This window comes from Pantoea sp. GM01, assembly GCF_000282675.1.
Lineage (GTDB): Bacteria > Pseudomonadota > Gammaproteobacteria > Enterobacterales > Enterobacteriaceae > Pantoea > Pantoea nemavictus.
Genome location: NZ_AKIU01000081.1, coordinates 59,365 through 76,892 on the forward strand (window position 1 = coordinate 59,365; position 17,528 = coordinate 76,892).

16 protein-coding genes are annotated in these 17,528 nt (G+C 55.3%); 3 read left to right on the top strand and 13 right to left on the bottom strand.

The features are described 5' to 3' along the window. Positions 1 to 12 precede the first annotated feature (12 nt). The 4 genes from PMI17_RS24995 to PMI17_RS20860 all read right to left on the bottom strand — a co-directional run bounded on the left by PMI17_RS24995 (position 13) and on the right by PMI17_RS20860 (position 6,918). Positions 13 to 309 carry a YbdD/YjiX family protein gene (locus PMI17_RS24995; RefSeq protein WP_007892440.1) on the bottom strand — a complete coding sequence of 99 codons (297 nt, stop codon included), beginning with the start codon at positions 307 to 309 and terminating at the stop codon, positions 13 to 15. Beyond that, the gene (locus tag PMI17_RS20850; protein WP_007892441.1) at positions 302 to 2,368 is read right to left on the bottom strand and encodes a carbon starvation CstA family protein; all 2,067 of its coding nucleotides are present in this window, start codon (positions 2,366 to 2,368) and stop codon (positions 302 to 304) included. Before PMI17_RS20850 ends, PMI17_RS24995 begins: the two co-directional genes overlap by 8 nt. Positions 2,369 to 2,552: 184 nt before the next feature. Beyond that, positions 2,553 to 4,487, bottom strand: coding sequence for an exoribonuclease II (locus tag PMI17_RS20855; RefSeq protein WP_007892442.1), 1,935 nt, complete (start codon positions 4,485 to 4,487; stop codon positions 2,553 to 2,555). Between the two features lie 124 nt (positions 4,488 to 4,611). Continuing rightward, entirely contained in the window at positions 4,612 to 6,918 is a 2,307-nt protein-coding gene (locus PMI17_RS20860; protein WP_007892443.1) for an FdhF/YdeP family oxidoreductase, read from the bottom strand. 244 nt (positions 6,919 to 7,162) lie between these two features. On the opposite strand from PMI17_RS20860, the gene PMI17_RS20865 reads away from it, so the two are divergent. Together PMI17_RS20865 and PMI17_RS20870 are read left to right on the top strand one after the other, a co-directional pair. Then, positions 7,163 to 8,752 (top strand): PTS transporter subunit EIIC, encoded by a 1,590-nt coding sequence (locus PMI17_RS20865; protein WP_007892448.1) that lies wholly within the window; start codon positions 7,163 to 7,165, stop codon positions 8,750 to 8,752. Between the two features lie 79 nt (positions 8,753 to 8,831). Continuing rightward, complete coding sequence (locus tag PMI17_RS20870; RefSeq protein WP_007892450.1) at positions 8,832 to 9,728, top strand: LysR family transcriptional regulator; 897 nt, start codon at positions 8,832 to 8,834, stop codon at positions 9,726 to 9,728. On the opposite strand, the gene PMI17_RS20875 is transcribed toward PMI17_RS20870, so the two are convergent. The 5 genes from PMI17_RS20875 to sapC form a co-directional block, all read right to left on the bottom strand. Further along, the gene (locus PMI17_RS20875; protein WP_007892453.1) at positions 9,725 to 10,846 is read right to left on the bottom strand and encodes a hypothetical protein; all 1,122 of its coding nucleotides are present in this window, start codon (positions 10,844 to 10,846) and stop codon (positions 9,725 to 9,727) included. The two genes, PMI17_RS20870 and PMI17_RS20875, sit on opposite strands and share 4 nt — an antisense overlap. A gap of 197 nt (positions 10,847 to 11,043) precedes the next feature. Beyond that, positions 11,044 to 11,832 carry an enoyl-ACP reductase FabI gene (gene fabI, locus PMI17_RS20880; RefSeq protein ID WP_007892455.1) on the bottom strand — a complete coding sequence of 263 codons (789 nt, stop codon included), beginning with the start codon at positions 11,830 to 11,832 and terminating at the stop codon, positions 11,044 to 11,046. A 139-nt stretch (positions 11,833 to 11,971) separates the two neighbouring features. Beyond that, a complete protein-coding gene (gene sapF, locus PMI17_RS20885) occupies positions 11,972 to 12,775 on the bottom strand; it encodes a putrescine export ABC transporter ATP-binding protein SapF (RefSeq protein ID WP_007892457.1) in 804 nt (267 codons plus the stop codon). Positions 12,776 to 12,777: 2 nt separating this feature from the next. Further along, positions 12,778 to 13,773 carry a putrescine export ABC transporter ATP-binding protein SapD gene (sapD, locus tag PMI17_RS20890; RefSeq protein WP_007892458.1) on the bottom strand — a complete coding sequence of 332 codons (996 nt, stop codon included), beginning with the start codon at positions 13,771 to 13,773 and terminating at the stop codon, positions 12,778 to 12,780. After that, positions 13,773 to 14,663 (bottom strand): putrescine export ABC transporter permease SapC, encoded by an 891-nt coding sequence (gene sapC, locus PMI17_RS20895; RefSeq protein WP_007892460.1) that lies wholly within the window; start codon positions 14,661 to 14,663, stop codon positions 13,773 to 13,775. The genes sapD and sapC overlap by 1 nt, the downstream gene beginning before the upstream one ends. Positions 14,664 to 14,837: 174 nt before the next feature. Here sapC and PMI17_RS20900 point away from each other — a divergent pair, with 174 nt between their 5' ends. Beyond that, positions 14,838 to 16,031: a site-specific integrase gene (locus PMI17_RS20900; protein WP_007892467.1), complete on the top strand. Its 1,194-nt coding sequence runs from the start codon at positions 14,838 to 14,840 to the stop codon at positions 16,029 to 16,031. On the opposite strand, the gene PMI17_RS25000 is transcribed toward PMI17_RS20900, so the two are convergent. Genes PMI17_RS25000 through PMI17_RS20915 form a run of 4 tightly spaced genes read right to left on the bottom strand, consistent with a single transcriptional unit; the run spans position 15,973 to position 17,485 of the window. Then, positions 15,973 to 16,233 carry a hypothetical protein gene (locus PMI17_RS25000; protein WP_007892468.1) on the bottom strand — a complete coding sequence of 87 codons (261 nt, stop codon included), beginning with the start codon at positions 16,231 to 16,233 and terminating at the stop codon, positions 15,973 to 15,975. The genes PMI17_RS20900 and PMI17_RS25000 overlap by 59 nt on opposite strands. Positions 16,234 to 16,284: 51 nt before the next feature. After that, positions 16,285 to 16,623 carry a hypothetical protein gene (locus PMI17_RS20905; RefSeq protein WP_007892469.1) on the bottom strand — a complete coding sequence of 113 codons (339 nt, stop codon included), beginning with the start codon at positions 16,621 to 16,623 and terminating at the stop codon, positions 16,285 to 16,287. After that, positions 16,623 to 17,084 carry a hypothetical protein gene (locus PMI17_RS20910; protein WP_007892470.1) on the bottom strand — a complete coding sequence of 154 codons (462 nt, stop codon included), beginning with the start codon at positions 17,082 to 17,084 and terminating at the stop codon, positions 16,623 to 16,625. Before PMI17_RS20910 ends, PMI17_RS20905 begins: the two co-directional genes overlap by 1 nt. After that, positions 17,081 to 17,485: a hypothetical protein gene (locus PMI17_RS20915; RefSeq protein ID WP_007892471.1), complete on the bottom strand. Its 405-nt coding sequence runs from the start codon at positions 17,483 to 17,485 to the stop codon at positions 17,081 to 17,083. The genes PMI17_RS20910 and PMI17_RS20915 overlap by 4 nt, the downstream gene beginning before the upstream one ends. Between the last annotated feature and the right edge of the window lie 43 nt (positions 17,486 to 17,528).

The window sequence follows — 17,528 nt, forward strand, 5'->3', positions numbered from 1 at the left end:
GGCTGAAAAGCGTTAGCAAGGACACTTGCCGAGTTTGCCTGGCTGGCTGGGAAAACGCGCATCGAGGCAGTGTCGGTGGAAAGCCCGTTCATTCATCGGCGCGATCTCTGGATGATGTTCACGCATATGCTTCAGATAAGTTTGATAGTCATGAACGCCGACCATTAAGCGAAAGCTCTGCTGCAAACCCTGCCACAGTCGCTGCCAGCGCGTAAGAGTTTGCCCAGCCGGGGCGGATGCTATCGGTAAGCATTGCTGAATGTGCCACGCGCCGCGCGGTTTTCTCCAATGGAAAATGGACTCAGACATTTCGCACCTCTTTACGCAGAGAGATCTCAGATTCATGGGTAGTTGGTACTGTGCTGTTAAGTGCCCGACGAATCACGAAGAAGGCGGCAACCAGCATGGTGACCGCCACCAGCATGAAGAAGGCGCACAGGGCCGCGTTAATTTGATTGCTAAACACGATGGTTTGCATATCGGCGACCGTTTTCGCTGGGGCAATGACAATCCCATCATCAATGCCTTTACGGAATTTATTGGCCTGAGCGAGGAAGCCAATCGAAGGCTTCTCATGGAAGATCTTCTGCCAGCCAGCGGTCATTGAGGTAATAAACAGCCAGGCGGTGGGTAAAATTGTTACCCATGCGTAGCGCTGCTTTTTCATCTTGAACAGCACCACGGTGCCGAGAATCAACGCCATTGACGCCAGCATCTGGTTGCCGATGCCAAACAGCGGCCACAGCGTATTAATGCCACCGAGCGGATCAACCACGCCTTGATAGACAAAGAAGCCCCAGCCAGCGACAGCGACAGTGGTGCCAGCCATATTGCCCAGCCATGAACGGTTATTGGCCATGGACGGCACCACGGTGCCCACCAGGTCCTGCACCATAAACCGGCAGGCACGCGTACCGGCATCAACCGCAGTAAGAATAAACAGCGCTTCAAACAGAATGGCGAAGTGATACCAGAACGCCATCATGGCGCGGCTGTTAAAGACTTCGGTAATAATATGCGCCATGCCCACCGCGAAGGTTGGCGCGCCACCGGCACGTGACAGAATGGTGCTTTCACCCACGTCGCGCGCAATGCCGCTTAGCATCTCTGGCGTCACCACAAAGCCCCAGCCGTTAATCGCCTGCGAAGCGCTTTCCACTGTGGTGCCAATCAGCGCGGCAGGGGAGTTCATAGCAAAGTAGACGCCTGGATCGAGCACCGAGGCGCAAATCAGCGCCATGATCGCCACGAACGACTCCATCAACATCGCGCCATAGCCGATAAAACGAATGTGACTTTCGCGCTCCACCAGTTTCGGCGTGGTTCCGCTCGAGACCAACGCGTGGAAGCCGGAAATCGCGCCACAGGCAATGGTAATAAACAGGAACGGGAACAGTGCGCCGGAGAATACCGGACCGGTGCCATCAATAAATTTGGTGACGGCGGGCATCTTCATTTCAGGCATGGCAAACAGAATGCCAATCGCCAGACCAATGATGACGCCGATTTTCAGGAAGGTAGAGAGATAATCGCGCGGTGCCAGCAGCAACCACACCGGCAGCGAAGAGGCGATAAAACCGTAGATTACCAGCACCCACGTCAGCTCCGTGCCTTTCAGGGTAAACAGCGGGCCCCAGTAAGGGTCAGCTGCCACGTTGCCGCCGTAAATGATCGCCGCCATCATTAGAACGAAGCCAATGATCGACACTTCCGCAATTTTCCCCGGTCGCAGGAAGCGCATATACACGCCCATAAACAGCGCAATGGGAATGGTTGCGGCAATAGTGAACAAGCCCCACGGACTGTTTGCTAACGCTTTTACCACCACCAGCGCCAGCGCGGAGAGGATGATGATCATCACGCCCAACGCGCCAAGCATGGTAACCACACCGGCGAAGGATCCGAGCTCCTGGCGCGCCATCTCACCCAGTGAACGTCCATCACGACGCGTCGAGATAAACAGAATCAGGAAGTCCTGCACCGCGCCGGCAAACATGACGCCCACCAGAATCCAGATGGTGCCAGGCAGAAAACCCATTTGCGCCGCGAGAATCGGCCCAACCAGCGGCCCCGCACCGGCAATCGCCGCAAAGTGGTGGCCGAACAGCACCCATTTATTGGTGGGAACGTAATCGAGACCGTCACTGAGGCGCTCCGCCGGCGTAAGTCGACGATCGTCCAGTTCAAAGATGCGCTTTGAAATAAACAGGCTGTAGAAGCGGTAGGCAATGCTGTAGCAGGCGACGGAGGCAATGACCAGCCAGACAGCGTTGACATGTTCGCCGCGGCTGAGCGCCAGCATGGCAAACGCGCCCGCGCCAATTAACGCCACCGCTAACCAGATCAATCTGGTTTTGACGTTGTTCATGAGTTAACTCCTTGTAGGGACCGGGAAAAGAGGCGATCGAATACAACAAGTTAAAAGTAATGTAATGAATTGTTAACGACAGGCGAAGGCGTTAGAAATGTGAAGCGGAATGCAAATTTAACATTTGCTAAAGCGGGCGAAGAGAAATGCGGGATAACGGCTGTTATCCCGCAGGTTTTCATGCTCAGGCGGCGGGACGAGCCACCACGCTGCGTGTTTCCATGCGCACTTCGGCGATGGTCACATCAATGATGTCAGTAACGCGGTAAGCCACTTCACCTTTAATCTGCACGGTGCCGCTCTCCTGCGAGCACACCAGTTCATCACGCACCGCGTGGATGAATGGTGCAGGGATAAAGGCAACCGCGCCATTTTCCTGCAAACGAACGCGCATACCGCCGCGCGACACGTCGATAACTTCGGCGCTGAATTTGCGGTCGGTGCCAGCAAATGGCGACAGGAAACGTGCATAGAGCCAATCACCCACATCGCGTTCTGCCATACGGTTCAGGCGACGACGCTCGCTCATGATCGTCGTCAGCTCATCCTGCGGACGGGCGATGCTGTCACCGCGCACAATCGCTTTCAGCAGACGATGGTTGATCATGTCACCAAACTTACGAATCGGCGATGTCCAGGTCGCGTAGGCGTCGAGGCCGAGGCCAAAGTGCGGGCCAGGCTCAGTGCCGACTTCCGCAAAGGACTGGAAGCGCCGAATGCGGCTATCAAGATACTGCGTTGGCTGTGCATCAAGTTCACGACGCAGCTGACGGAAACCTTCCAGCGTGGTAATTGCCTGCGGATCAACGGTGATACCGTGTCCCGCCAGCACGCCAGCGGCCTGCTCAGCATTCGCCAGATCAAAGCCGGTATGCAGGTTGTAGATACCGAAGCCCAGCTTTTCCTGCAGCACGTTGGCGGCACAGACGTTAGCCAGAATCATTGACTCTTCTACGATGCGGTTAGCGATGCGACGTGGCTCGGAGATGATATCCAGCACTTCGCCTTTCTCGCCCAGCACGAAGCGGTAGTCCGGACGATCTTTAAACACCAGCGCATGGGTTTGACGCCACTCGCTGCGCGCCAGGCAAACCTGATGCAGCAGGCGAATCTGCTGGGCAATCGCCTCGTTCTCTGGCTGCCAGCTGCCGCTATTTTCCAGCCAATCGGAGACCTCGTCATAAACCAGTTTGGCTTTCGATTCGATCCACGCGGCGAAGAAGTGCACATCGTCAGCCAGGCTGCCATCTTTCAGCACCGTTACGCGGCACGCCAGCGCCGGACGACGCGCGTTCGGACGCAGTGAACAGACGTTGTCAGAAAGCTCGCGCGGCAGCATTGGAATGTTGAAGCCCGGCAGATAGTTGGTGAAGGCGCGTTTTGACGCCAGCTTATCCAGCTCGCTGCCTTCCGGCACGTAAGCGGTAGGATCGGCGATAGCGATGGTCAGCGAAAGATTGCCGTCGGCGGTCTCTTCCACATACAGCGCATCATCCATATCCTGGGTGCTGGCGCTGTCGATGGTGACGAAGTTCAGGGCAGTCAGATCTTCACGCTGCAGATTCTCATCAATCATCTCACCAAAACCGACGTCGGGTGCCTGACGTTCGAGGTTGTGACGCGATAGCGTCACCCACCACGGCGCGAGGTGATCGTCCGCAGTGACAATGAATTCGGTCAGTTCGGCATAGAAACCGCGATCGCCCTTCAGCGGATGACGGCGCATTTCCGCCACCGCCCAATCGCCGTTCTGGAAATCGTGGGACACGCTACGATCGGCGCGACACTGAATCGCATCTTTCAGCAGCGGATGATCCGGTACAATCGACAGGCGATCGTCCTTCTTTTGTACGCGGCCGACAAAGCGGGTCAGGAACGGCTCAACCAGGGTTTCCGGCTCGGCACTCTCGCGGTCTTTATCGGTGTGGATCACGGCTGAAATACGGTCGCCGTGCATCACTTTCTTCATCTGCGGTGGCGGAATGAAGTAGCTTTTTTGGGCATCAACTTCAAGGAAGCCAAAGCCTTTTTCCGTACCTTTAACAACACCTTCGACGCGCGGAGTCTGCGCGTGAAGCTTCTCTTTAAGCTGCGCGAGCAGCGGATTATCCTGGAACATAATTTATATAGTTTCGTGGCCTAAGAGCGGCTGACAGTTTTACGCGAATCGGGTGCGCGCGGCAAGGCCAAAACAGGCTAAAAAGCCGCTTTACGCGGCTTTTTACCTTCTGATAACGCTTTGGTCAGGCGATACGTTGCGAGGGTACGGCGGCGGTTAATGCCAGCTTAACCGGCACCGATTTTGAGGTCGGCGTGCCACTGCCGTCGCCGAAGCTGGAAAGCGGCACCAGCGGGTTAGTTTCCGGATAATAAGCGGCGAGGTTGCCGCGCGGAATATTGTAAGGCACCAGCTTGAAACCACTGACGCGACGCGTCAAACCGTCATTCCACAGCGTTTCAATATCCACCAACTGGCCTTCGGTGAAGCCCAGCGATGCCATATCCTCCGGATGAATAAACACCACCTCGCGCTGACCGTACACGCCGCGATAGCGATCGTCGAGGCCGTAAATAGTGGTGTTGTACTGATCGTGGGAGCGCAGAGTTTGCAGCGTGAACGGCACGGCAACATCACCCAGCAGTGGAAACAGCGAGGTTGGCAGTGCCGCTGCGCTGAACTCGGCTAATTTGCTCGGCGTGTTGAAGCGCAGTTCGGCCGCGGCGCTGCCCAGATAGAATCCGCCTGGGATGTCGCATTTGTTATTGAAATCGGCAAAGCCCGGAATCGTCGCCGCAATGTGATCGCGAATCAGATCGTAGTTGCCCGCCATCGCCAGCCAGTCGATTTTATCGCTGCCTAAGGTTGCATGCGCAATGCCCGCAACAATCGCGGTTTCGGAACGCTGCGTCTCGGCCAGCGGAATGCCCACGCCTTCAGAAGCGTGCACCATGCTGAAGGAGTCTTCGACGGTAATATATTGATTGCCGCTTGCCTGGCGATCGCGCTCGGTGCGGCCCAATGTCGGCAGAATCAACCCTTCATGGCCCGGCACCAGGTGGCTGCGGTTCAGTTTGGTGCTGATGTGCACCGTCAAACCGCAGTGCTGCAACGCCTCTTCGGTGACCGGTGAATCCGGTGCTGCCGCAGCGAGGTTACCGCCCAGCGCAATCAGCACTTTCACTTCGTCACGCAGCATCGCATTCAACGCTTCAACGGTGTTGTGGCCATGCTCGCGTGGTGGCTCGAAATCAAAATGTGCGCCCAGTGCATCGAGGAACGCTTTGCTCGGCTTCTCATCAATCCCCATGGTGCGGTTGCCCTGCACGTTACTGTGGCCGCGTACCGGACACAGGCCAGCGCCTTTTTTGCCCAGTTGACCAAACAGCAGCTGCAGGTTGGTGATTTCGCGAACGGTATCGACCGAATGTTTGTGCTGGGTGATGCCCATTGCCCAAGTGACGATGACGCGTTCGGCACTTTGATAAATGGCCGCTGCTTCACGAATCTGCGTTTCGCTCAGGCCCGATTGGCGCACAATATCATCCCAGCGGGTGTTATCCACCGCGGCAAGATACTCTTCGATACCTTGCGTGTTGGCATCGATAAAAGCTTGATCGAAAATACCTTTCTCACCGGCGGCCAAACGCGCACGCTGCACTTCCAGCAGCGTTTTCACCATGCCACGAATCGCCGCCATATCGCCGCCGAGGTTGGGCTGGTAATAGGCAGAACTAATCGTGCCAGCCATCGAAGTGACGATCTCAAGTGGCTTCTGCGGATCGGCAAAACGCTCAAGTCCGCGCTCACGTAAGGTATTAAAGGTGACGATTTTCGCGCCGTGATCGGCAGCGTGACGCAGGCTGTGCAGCATACGTGGATGGTTGGTGCCTGGATTCTGGCCCAGGACGAAAATCGCGTCTGCGTGATCGAAATCATCCAGACGAATGGTGCCTTTGCCCACGCCGATGCTGCGCTTCAGGCCAGTACCACTGGCTTCGTGGCACATGTTGGAGCAGTCAGGGAAGTTATTGCTGCCCATCACGCGACCAAACAGTTGATAAAGCCATGAGGCTTCATTGCTGGCGCGGCCGGAGGTATACAGCTCCATCTGGTTCGGATGGTCCATCGCCTGCAAATGGCGTGCAATGAGCGCAAAGGCATCATCCCAGCTAATCGGCTCGTAATGGTCGGTCGCGCTGTTATAGCGCATTGGGTGGGTCAAGCGTCCCTGATATTCGAGGAAATAGTCACTTTGCTGATACAGGGTGCTTACGCTGTGCTGGGCGAAGAATTCAGGCTCAACTACACGACGTGTCGCTTCCCACGTCACCGCTTTGGCGCCGTTTTCACAGAAGCTGAAAGTGCTTTTGTTGTCATCGCCCCATGCACAACCTGGGCAGTCGAAACCGCGCGCTTTGTTCATACGCATCAGATTACGCATGTTTTTCAGCGCCGCTTTGCTATCAAGGACGAAACGGGTGGTGGCTTCCAAAGAACCCCAGCCGCCCGCCGCCGCGCGATAGGGTTGAATCTTACGTTTAAATTTCATAGTTGCAGGCTTATTTGTTTATGAGTTGTTATCAGAATATGTCTTCTGTTAGCGGGAAGTGTGCGACTCTCCTTAAAAGTTGTCTAATTGATTGGTTTAATGGTGCGATAGGCGGCGTTTATCGCAACACGCGCGTAAAGCGTGACCTAAGTCAAACTTTCCCGGCTGATAAGGGCAGGCGGTTACGTGTTGCTGAGATAACTGACTAATAATTGCTCTTTCCATTCTGAAAAGGGCATGCAGCATGAAGAGTCTGGCCAGCCAAATACACGCCTTCGGTAAAGCCTTAATGATGCCGATCTCGGTGATCGCCGCCGCAGGGATCTTCCTTGGGTTAGCCGCGGCGATGCAAAATCCTGCCATCACCGGTGATGCCTTCGCCAATCTGCAGGTGCCGCAACTGATCATTGGCTTTATCCGCAAAGTGGCGGGCGCGCTCTTCGCCAATCTGCCGCTGTTCTTTGCGGTAGCCAGCGCTATCGGACTGGCAAAAGCCGAGAAGCCCACCGCCGCATTCGCCGCTGTCATTGGCTATATCGCCATGAACGTCGGCATCAGCGCCACGCTGGCGTCGAAAGGGCTGACGGCGGCGACCACCACGCCAGAAGCGTTGCAAAAAGCGGGCATGGACCAAACCGCGGCGATGATGACCTCGGCTGAATACATCGACATGCTTGGCATTTTTACCTACAACATGAGCGTGCTGGGCGGCGTGATTGCTGGCTTGATTACTGTGTTGCTGCATAACCGTTTCTATACTCAGCAACTGCCTACGGCGATCAGCTTCTTTGGCGGACGGCGCTTTGTGCCGATCGTTACCGTGGTGGTGTTGCCGCTGATTGGCGTGCTGCTGGCGCTGATTTGGCCGACCATTGGGGAAGGTATTGCGTGGGTGGGCCTGATGATTGGTAAAAGCGGTCAGTATGGCGCGTTCCTGCTGGGTACCAGCGAGCGCTTACTGATTCCCACCGGTTTGCATCACATCCTCAATGAAACCGTGCGCTTTACGCCCATTGGCGGCATGGCAACGGTCGACGGGCAAAGCATTGTCGGGGCGTTGAACATCTTCAACACCTCGCTAACGCATCCCGGCGCCATTCCAGATGAGACGGTACGCGGCGCCACGCAGTTCCTTGCCCAGGGCAAGATTCCGGTCATGATGTTTGGTTTACCCGCTGCCGCGCTGGCGATTTACCACACCGCGCGTCCCGAGCATAAACAGCGCGTCAAAGCGCTGGTGCTGGCCGGCGCGCTGACTTCATTTACCACTGGCATCACCGAGCCGCTGGAGTTCTGTTTCATCTTCGTGTCGCCGGTGCTGTATATCCTGCATGCGCTGTTAACCGGCCTGTCGTTTATGCTGATGTCGATGCTGCAGCTGATGATTGGCAACGTGCAGGGCGGCGCGATCGATTTGGTGGTGTTCGGCATCCTCGGTGGCAGCAAAACCCATTGGTGGTGGACGATTGTCCTCGGCGTGATTTACGTGCCGATTTATTACTACGGCTTCCGTTTTGTCATCACCCGCATGCGCGTGGAGACGCCGGGACGCGAATCTGATGAAGAGCAAAAACCTGAATTGGTAGCGGCCGATGAACGCACTAAGGTCATCATCAGCGGACTCGGTGGTGAGGCCAATATAGAGGATGTCGATTGCTGTTTCACGCGACTGCGGGTGCGGGTGAAACAGATGAATGAAGTGGTTGATCAAACCTTGCTGACCACCGGTGCCAACGGTATCAATCGCGTCAGTGAACACGATGTGCAGGTGATTTATGGCCCGCAGGTCGAGAAGATTGCCAACGACGTCAAAACTGCTCTCGGCGTGGCGTAACAACATGCCGCTGCGCGGGCCTTCAGCGCAGCGGCATGCGCCATGATACACTGTTGTTTTCCAGCCAATTCTGCTTTCCATGGACATCAAACAATTAATCTACCTCACTAATCTGGAGCGCGAGCGCCACTTTGGTCGTGCAGCCGAAGCCAGTTTTGTCAGCCAGCCGACGCTGTCGATGCGTCTGAAAAACCTTGAGCGCGAATTAGGCCTTTCGCTGATTAACCGCAGCAATAATTTCGATGGCTTCACGCCAGAGGGCGAACGCGTGCTGACGTGGGCGCGGGAGATTGTCTCGGTGTATCAGGGTTTGAAGCTGGAAGTTGAATCGCTTAAGCATGGCGTCAACGGCACGTTGCGGCTGGGCGTCATGCCGCAGTGCAGCGTGGCGCTGCCGGCGCTGTTGAAGGCGGTGGAAGTGCGCTACCCGCAGCTCGACTATCGCGTTTCGGCGATGAGCGCCGACCAACTGCTGGAAGCGCTCAACAGCCATACCGTGGACGGCGGTATCGGGTTCTTTGAACTGACGTCACTGCGTGAGCTGCACTTCCAGACGGCACTGCTGAAAGATCCCGGCGTGGAAGCCCTGTTTAATCCGGCGCATTTTCCGGCGTTGCTGCAGCAGGAAACCATCACGCTCTCTACACTCGCCAGCCAGCCGCTGTGCCTGGCCGAACCGACGCGCTATTTTCGCCGCTATCTCGACGGGCAACTGCGAGAAACCGGACTGATCCCACGCGTTATCGTTGAAAGCGCCTCAATTATGCAGCTGTTGCAAAGTGCGCAGGTAGGATTGGGGGTGATGGTTTCGCCGTGCGGCCATCTGTTGCCGGAGCTGATGCAGAATCTGGCGCGGCGGCCAATTGATATCGCGCCGATGGGGCGTCAGGCGGCGCTGGTGATTGCCGAGCCGGGCAGAGCATCGCCGCTGGCTCAGCATTTCTTTGATGAAGCGCGCCGGCATCTACCCGATTAACGGGTTTCGCCGAGCGCCATCAGCACGCGATCCTGCCAGCTGGCAAAGGCTACCGCTTGTAACAGTGTGAAGATGCGTTCGGTGCCCCAGCCAGCATTTAACAGCGGCTGCAGATGCGCAGCGCTAAAGCGGTCGGGCAGGCGAGTTAACTGGGCGCTGAGGGTAATCACCGGCGAGGTGTTAGCGGCGCGCTCGATATCCTGCACTAGCGCCGTGCGCCATTCACCTGCCAGCCGATCGAACTGGCGTCGACACCCCAGCACGCGCGCGCTAACTGCCTGCGCCAGCACTTCATCCTGCGCAAAATGTTCGCTAAGCCGCTGCTTCAGAGTAGCGAAGCCGTACAACGCTTGCGCATCCTGCACCAGCAGCCACGTTGCTTCATCCAAACCCTCAATGCCCTGACAGAACGTCACGGCGGCCAGCTGTTCGGCGCTGGCATAGCGCAATTCAACCGGTTTTAACGCTGGTTGCCAGTCGGCGGAGTGGGCAAACAGGTCGGCGTTGGCATCTGGCGCCGGAGAAACACCCGGAATCCAGCGCACCGGCAAGCCCATCATCGCCTGCAGCGACGCCACTACGCGCGACTGATAACTGACATAGCCCACCAGTTGGTTGAGCGTGACGATATCGGGCTCGGTTAATCCCACCGCATCCAACGCGCTAATGCTGTTGCGGGTAATCAGCTCCGGCTGCATCGCTAGCTGGCGCGCATATTGGGTAATTTGTGTCAGGCGATTATTGCTTTCACGTGAAGAGTCCGGGCCGGGTAACGGATTTAGCCGGGCAGAGTAGTGATTGCACAAGCGCTGCACACCAGCGACCTGCGCCACCGTTAACGCGGTGCTGAGGCGATCGTACAGGGTTAACGTGTGCGTCAAACTGGTCGAGAGCGTATCGGGAAACAGGATCTGACTCAGATCGCGCGCAGCCAACAGTGCAGGCTGAAAACGTGTCAGCAGCGGTTGTAACGCCGTGGCTTCCTGTTGCAAACCGAGCAGAAAACGGTCTTCGATATAGGCGGCTTCGGGCACCAGCGGTGCGGTAGCGGTAGTATTCGGGCGAGTCTGGCTTTCATAAAACCAGTGGTCATGGCCGGGAGAACGGCGTTGTTCCATGGTCATTCCTTTCGCTAAAAACGGACTTGCTGCAGGGCGTGCGAATCTGAAAAGCAGGCGTGCAACAAAGGGCTAGCTTATCGTCGCTGAACGGCTGTCCACGGCAAAAGAATGATGGGGAATAATTAATAGCTTAGGAGTATAAGGGCGGGGGCTTTTTAAACAGGTCGCCAGAAAGGGCGACCTGTGGATGAATCTTATTTCAGTTCCAGCTCGTTCATCGCGGCGATGCTGAAGCCGCCATCAACGTGTACCACTTCACCGGTGATACCACCCGCGAGGTCAGAACACAGGAAGGCCGCAGAGTTACCCACGTCTTCGATGGTCACGGTACGACGAATCGGGGTAACCGCTTCGCAGTGTGCCAGCATCTTACGGAAGTCTTTGATGCCTGACGCCGCCAGGGTACGGATTGGACCGGCTGACACGGCGTTAACGCGCGTGCCTTCTGGACCCATCGCGTTCGCCATGTAACGAACGTTGGCTTCCAGAGACGCTTTCGCCAGACCCATAACGTTGTAGTTAGGGATCGCGCGCTCTGCACCCAGGTAGGACAGGGTAAGCAGGGCTGAGTTAGGGTTCAGCATCGCACGGCACTCTTTAGCCATCGCAACAAAGCTGTAGGCGCTGATGTCGTGAGCGATTTTGAAGCCTTCACGGGTCACGGCGTTCACATAGTCACCATCCAGCTGATCGCCAGGCGCGAAACCGATGGAGTGAACGAAACCGTCAAATTTCGGCCAGGTTTTTGCCAGTTCGGTGAACAGCGCAGTGATGCTCTCGTCTTCGGCTACATCGCAAGGCAGAACAATGTCTGAACCCAGATCTTTAGCAAACTCTTCCACACGACTTTTCAGTTTGTCGTTCTGGTAGGTGAAAGCCAGTTCTGCGCCCTGTTTGTGCATCGCCTGCGCAATACCGTAGGCGATTGAGAGTTTACTGGCAACGCCAGTAATCAGAATGCGCTTACCGGAAAGAAAACCCATAGCTGTAATCCTTTTGGTCATTGTTGTTGGCGGTCGCGATGATTAAAAACCAGGCAACCGACGTTAATCACGTGCGAAGTCTAGCACGTCTCTATAAATGCGGTAAATCGCACCGCGTTTTCCGCGGTAACCTGCGCCATCAGCGTTCGCGTCGCCAGGCTTCTGCGGTTAAAGCTTCGCCAAAATGGCTGGTGATCAGACGTTTGGTCAAATCGTGCAGCGGCGAGGCCAGTACATCGGCGGTACCGCCGCGTTCAACCACTTCGCCCTGATGCATCACCAGCACCTGATCGCTGATGTGCTTCATCATGCCGAGATGCTGCGTCACATAAATATAGGCGATGCCATGCTTCTCCTGCAGTTCCAGCATCAGGTTCACCAGCTGTGAACGCATGGTCATATCCAGCGAGGCGAGCGCCTCATCGGCAACGATCACTTTCGGCTGTAAAATCAGCGCTCGCGCCAGCGCCAGACGCTGCTTCTGTCCGGGCGCCAGCATATGCGGATAGTAACCGGCGTGATCGCGCAGCAAGCCCACCTGACGCAGCGTGGCGATGATGCGTTTTTCACGCGCTTCATCATCCAGTTCGGTATTCAGGCGCAGCGGGAAATCAAGAATCTGACTGATGCGCTGGCGCGGGTTGAGCGACGTTGAGGGATCCTGAAAAATCATGCGGATGCGCTGGCTGCGGTAACCGTAGTCACCGTACTCCAAAGGATGATCGTCAATCAGCATGTCCCCTGCGGTGGGTTCCACCATGCCGCTCAGCATTTTCGCCAGCGTCGATTTTCCGGAGCCATTTTCACCAATCACCGCCAGCGTCTGCTTCTCGCGTAGGGTAAAACTCACGCCTTTCACCGCTTCGACGTGCTGACGACGGAATAAACCGGTGCGATAGCGATAGGTTTTGCTCAGATTGCGCACTTCCAGCAAGGTTTCCATCGCTACTGGCTCTCCATATTCAACGGGAAGTGACAGGCGAACAGATGCGCTTTGTTGCCGGTCAGGCGCGGTGTTTCGATACATTTGCGCTGCGCATAGGGGCAGCGCGGGCCAAGGCGGCAGCCAATCGGAAGATGTTCCAGCGACGGAATAGCACCTGAGAGCGTATTCAGCCGGCTTTTATGCGGCAGCGCGCTGCCAAAATCCGGCATTGCACGGATCAACGCCTGGGTATAAGGATGATGTGGCGTATCCATTAAATCTTCGCTCTGGGCGGTTTCAACCGTCTGTCCGCAATACATTACGTTAATGCGGTCGGCCCATTGGCTCATGGTGCGCAGGTCATGGCTGATCAGCAATATCGTGGTATTGTTGTTTTGATTCAGGCGGCTCAGCAGGCGGAAAATCTGCGCCTGCGTCGTTGGCTCCATCGCATTGGTCGGTTCATCGGCAATTAGCAAGCGCGGCTGATTGGCCAGCGCGATTGCGATCATCACTTTCTGGCATTCGCCGTCGGTCAATTCGTACGGAAAACTGCGCATGATGTCTTTGTGATCTTTAATGCCGACGCGGTGCAACAGCTCAATGGCGCGCACTTTACGCCAGAACCACAAACGCTGATACCAGCGGCCTTTGTGGGTCCAGCGCGGAATCGCCTGCATGAGTTGGCGGCCAATACTTTCCGAAGGATCGAGACAGGACTGCGGCTCCTGGAAAATCATCGATACGTTATGGCCGACAATACGTCGCCTTTCTCGCGGCGACAGGCGCAGGAGATCGATGTCGTCAAACACCATGCGATCGGCGGTGACGCGCCAGTTATCTTTGGTGACGCCACAGATAGCTTTAGCGATCAGGCTCTTGCCCGATCCCGATTCACCTACCAGCCCACGCACTTCACCTTCAGTGAGCGTTAGATTGATACGATCGACCGCTTTGACCGGACCGTCTGCGGTCATAAATTCAATGGTCAGGTTACGGATATCCAGTAGCGGCATTATTCAACTCCCGCTTCTACCGCGCGACGGATACCGTCGCCCAGCAGGTTAACGATCAATACGCTGACCATCAGCGCCACGCCCGGCAGCATCACCGTCCAGGGCGCGACGTAGATCAACTCCAGCGCGTCACCCAGCATCGCTCCCCATTCGGGTGAGGGCAGCTGCGCACCAAGATCGAGGAAACCGAGCGCGGCGATATCCAGAATCGCCATTGACAGCGAGCGGGTAAACTCACTCACCAGCAGCGGCAGCACGTTGGGCAGCACCGCGTTCCATAAAATATTCAGGTTGCGCGCGCCATCGAGGCGCAATGCCACCACATACTCTTTTTCCATCTCATCATGCACAGCAGTATAGATCTCGCGCACCAAACGTGGGATCAGCGCCAGAAACACCGCCAGCATCGCGTGTTCCAGCCGTGGACCAAGAAACGCCACCACGATAATCGCCAGCAGCAGCGAAGGAATTGACAGCAGCGTATCCAGCACATGATTCATCACCGCTGAACGTACGCCGTGGGTGATCCCGGCAAATACGCCCAGTACCAGCGCGCAGACCGCCGCCAGCAGCGTCACCACCATCGCGGAACCGACGGTAGGCGCCACGCCGCTCAACAGGCGGCTTAAGACATCACGCCCGAGATCGTCAGTACCGAGGAAGAAGGAGACGTCGCCATAGCGCGACCACGACGGCGGCAGCAACTGATAACCGAGGAATTGCTGATCGATACCATACGGCGCCAGTAATCCCCCGAACAGGCACAGGAACAGCAGGATGCCAAAGCCGTACAAACCGACCATGCCGCTGGTGTCGCGGTACAGGCGCTGCCAGCTGCGACGCAGCGTGCTGGGCAGCCGCTTCTCGTCGTAGACATTATCTAAGGGCATATGCAATCGCTTTATATTTGTTGATTTTGATTGATGGCTCTTTAATTATTTCATTCATATCAATGTGTTGCCTTGATTCTCAGCATTACCATGTTTTACTTCTGTTTAGTTTGAATAGCTTCAATTTATAGATTTTGTGTACACTCCTGCGTATACGGAAAGGGAGTGTACACATTGCTAACAGACACCAAACTAAGAAAGGCGCTAGGAAAGCGGCGTGATAAAGTCGAGATCATTTCTGATTCACACGGGCTGAATGTCAGGCTGACTTTATCTGGTGGCGTAACATTCTTCTATCGATACCGTTGGAAAGACAAACCCGCGCAACTCACCATTGGTGATTATCCGTCGATAACCCTCTCACAGGCAAGGGAACGGCGGCAGCAATTTCGTTTATGGATAACAGAAGGTTACGATCCAAGACGTCAGGTGGTTCTTGAGAGGATTAAAAAGGTAGACGCGCTGACTGTTGAAGAAGCTTACGACTATTGGGAAGAACACTATGCCAAGCCGGAAGGGCTGATAAAAATTGTAAAGAACCGCCAAAATTTCCGTAACCACATTTATCCGGTGCTGGGGGACATGGTTGTTAATCAAACGACAAAGACTCACTGGCTTCATTTATTTGATGGAATGGGCAGGCGAGTGGTGACTGGTCAGATGCTCAGCCTGATGCAACGCACATTCAGGTTTTGTCATAACCGAGGAGTGATAGATACCAATCCCCTGGCGGAGTTGCGACGAGCCGATGTTGCAGTTGCAGCAGCAATGAAAGATAGAGTGCTGTCAGATGATGAGATCAGAATTATTTGGCAGGCTTTAGATGGACTCCCTTCACGACAGCAAATCGTCATGAAATTTCTGTTAATGACAGGATGCAGGAGCACAGAAATTCGCACTGCTAAATGGGAATGGTTTAACTATAAGGAAAAAACTTGGACGGTACCCGGCAGTGAATATAAAACCGGGAAAACGGTGAGAAGGGCACTTCCCGATTGCGCCATTTCAATGCTTAAGAAACATCAGAAAACCTCTATAACGAAACATGTTTTGACGCGATCACGTTATAAAGGGCCTGAAGATGACAAGCCACCTGCTCAGCCAAATATCGCATTTTTTTCTGCACAGATAATAATGAAGACGGGCATGAAAGAATGGTCACTGCATGATTTGAGGAGAACTGTGGCGACACGTCTTTCAGAATTAGGCGCGCCGCCACATGTCATTGAGAAGCTGCTCGGACATCAGATGTCTGGAGTAATGGCTCGATACAACCTGCATGATTACATTAACGACCAACATCACTGGCTTAAGGTGTGGACTGATCACCTTGAGAATGTTCTTGGCTTGACTCTGGCAGAGCATTGACCTCTTTTTCCCACTTGAGCACATCATCTGTACGCCAGCGCTTAGGGCTTCCGCCAATAGTAGCCTTCGGGAATGGGCGGCTGAAGCATGCTGGCATACGTGATGGAGTGCTCCAGAAATAAAGGGTGCTGCGTGATATCTTGTAGCGAGCCAGAACATCGCCGGTCAGCATTATCTCTTCTCTTTTAATTTGTTCGTTCATATACAACTCCACGCTTTTCCCGCTGCAACGGGTTAATTTAACCGTGACATGTCACGGCGTTAATTTGGTTTCATGCCAGCCGCGATTGACCCAGCACGCCGCCTCGCCTTTGCATGGGCAATCCTGCACCGGCAGTTGATCGCCACACTTACCGCACTGGCGCTTACTGATAACCCGAATACGGCCACGCACTCGCGCATCATCCTGGCGAATCAGCAGAGCGATGTACTCAGCTGCATCATAGGGTTCACGACCCGGCCGGCGAGCGGCGCAGTTGTGGGCCAGCATATCTAATTCCTGACTATCCAGAACCAGCTCCAGTTTCTGCTCACCTGCAGCGGCCTGACGTGCGCGCTGGTCGGCTTTGCGTTCTGCGGGTGACTTAGCCATTAATCCTCCGGTGTTGCTGGCTCATAGCCCAGCCCTTCATCGGTGAAAGAAATGATCACCTTTGTCGGATCGGCGCACTGTGGCTTCTCACCATGGCGGAACATCACGAAGCTGGTGCCATAAATTTCTGCCAAATGCTCAGCCTCTTTCACCCACTCTGCACCACCTGTGGCACATATAGGCTCTATCTGTGCTGTGTGTGGGGCGTTGAGCAACTGTATTTCTGCTAGACATTCATTCCATCCGCCGCCATGGCCAGAAATAACCAAGTCTCCATCCTTGAGAATGACATCAGGCAACTTGAAAGTCGTGCTTGCAGGCTGGGTGAGCGCGGCTTGCCATGCCTGCCACATCTGCTGAAGAACCTGGCCGCGATAATTCCCGTTTTCGTGCTTAAGTAAGCGGGTGTCGAATTCGACAGACGCCCACGCTTCGAACCGCTTCTGCTCTTCGGTCATCATTCTTTCACACTCCCACCTGCTGCGCGGATGGCTTCTTTCACTTGCCCGCAATCGTATGCATCTCCATTATCATCTGCCTGCAGTGAGTAACCGTATCCACTGCGGCAGGGTGATAGCCTTTGCGGCAACACAACCGGCTGCATCACCGCCAATGGCGGTGCGGTGTATACCGGAAATGCTTCTGAACCATCATCTGACCTATCGCCTTTCTCGGCAATATTGGCGTAAATTTCGCAATCATCTGGAGCTCGGCACCCTTGATGCCATGTAAGATATTCAACAGGCTCCGCCTCAACGCTCGCCAGCGCCACTCTCGCCATATCCACCACCCAATCCAGATGGTCTTGCGGATTGGCGATAACGTCGCGGCAATGAGCTGCAAGTTGCTGGTTGTTAGTCATGGGTGGCCTCCACGCGCTTAAACTCAATGACCCACACCCACGG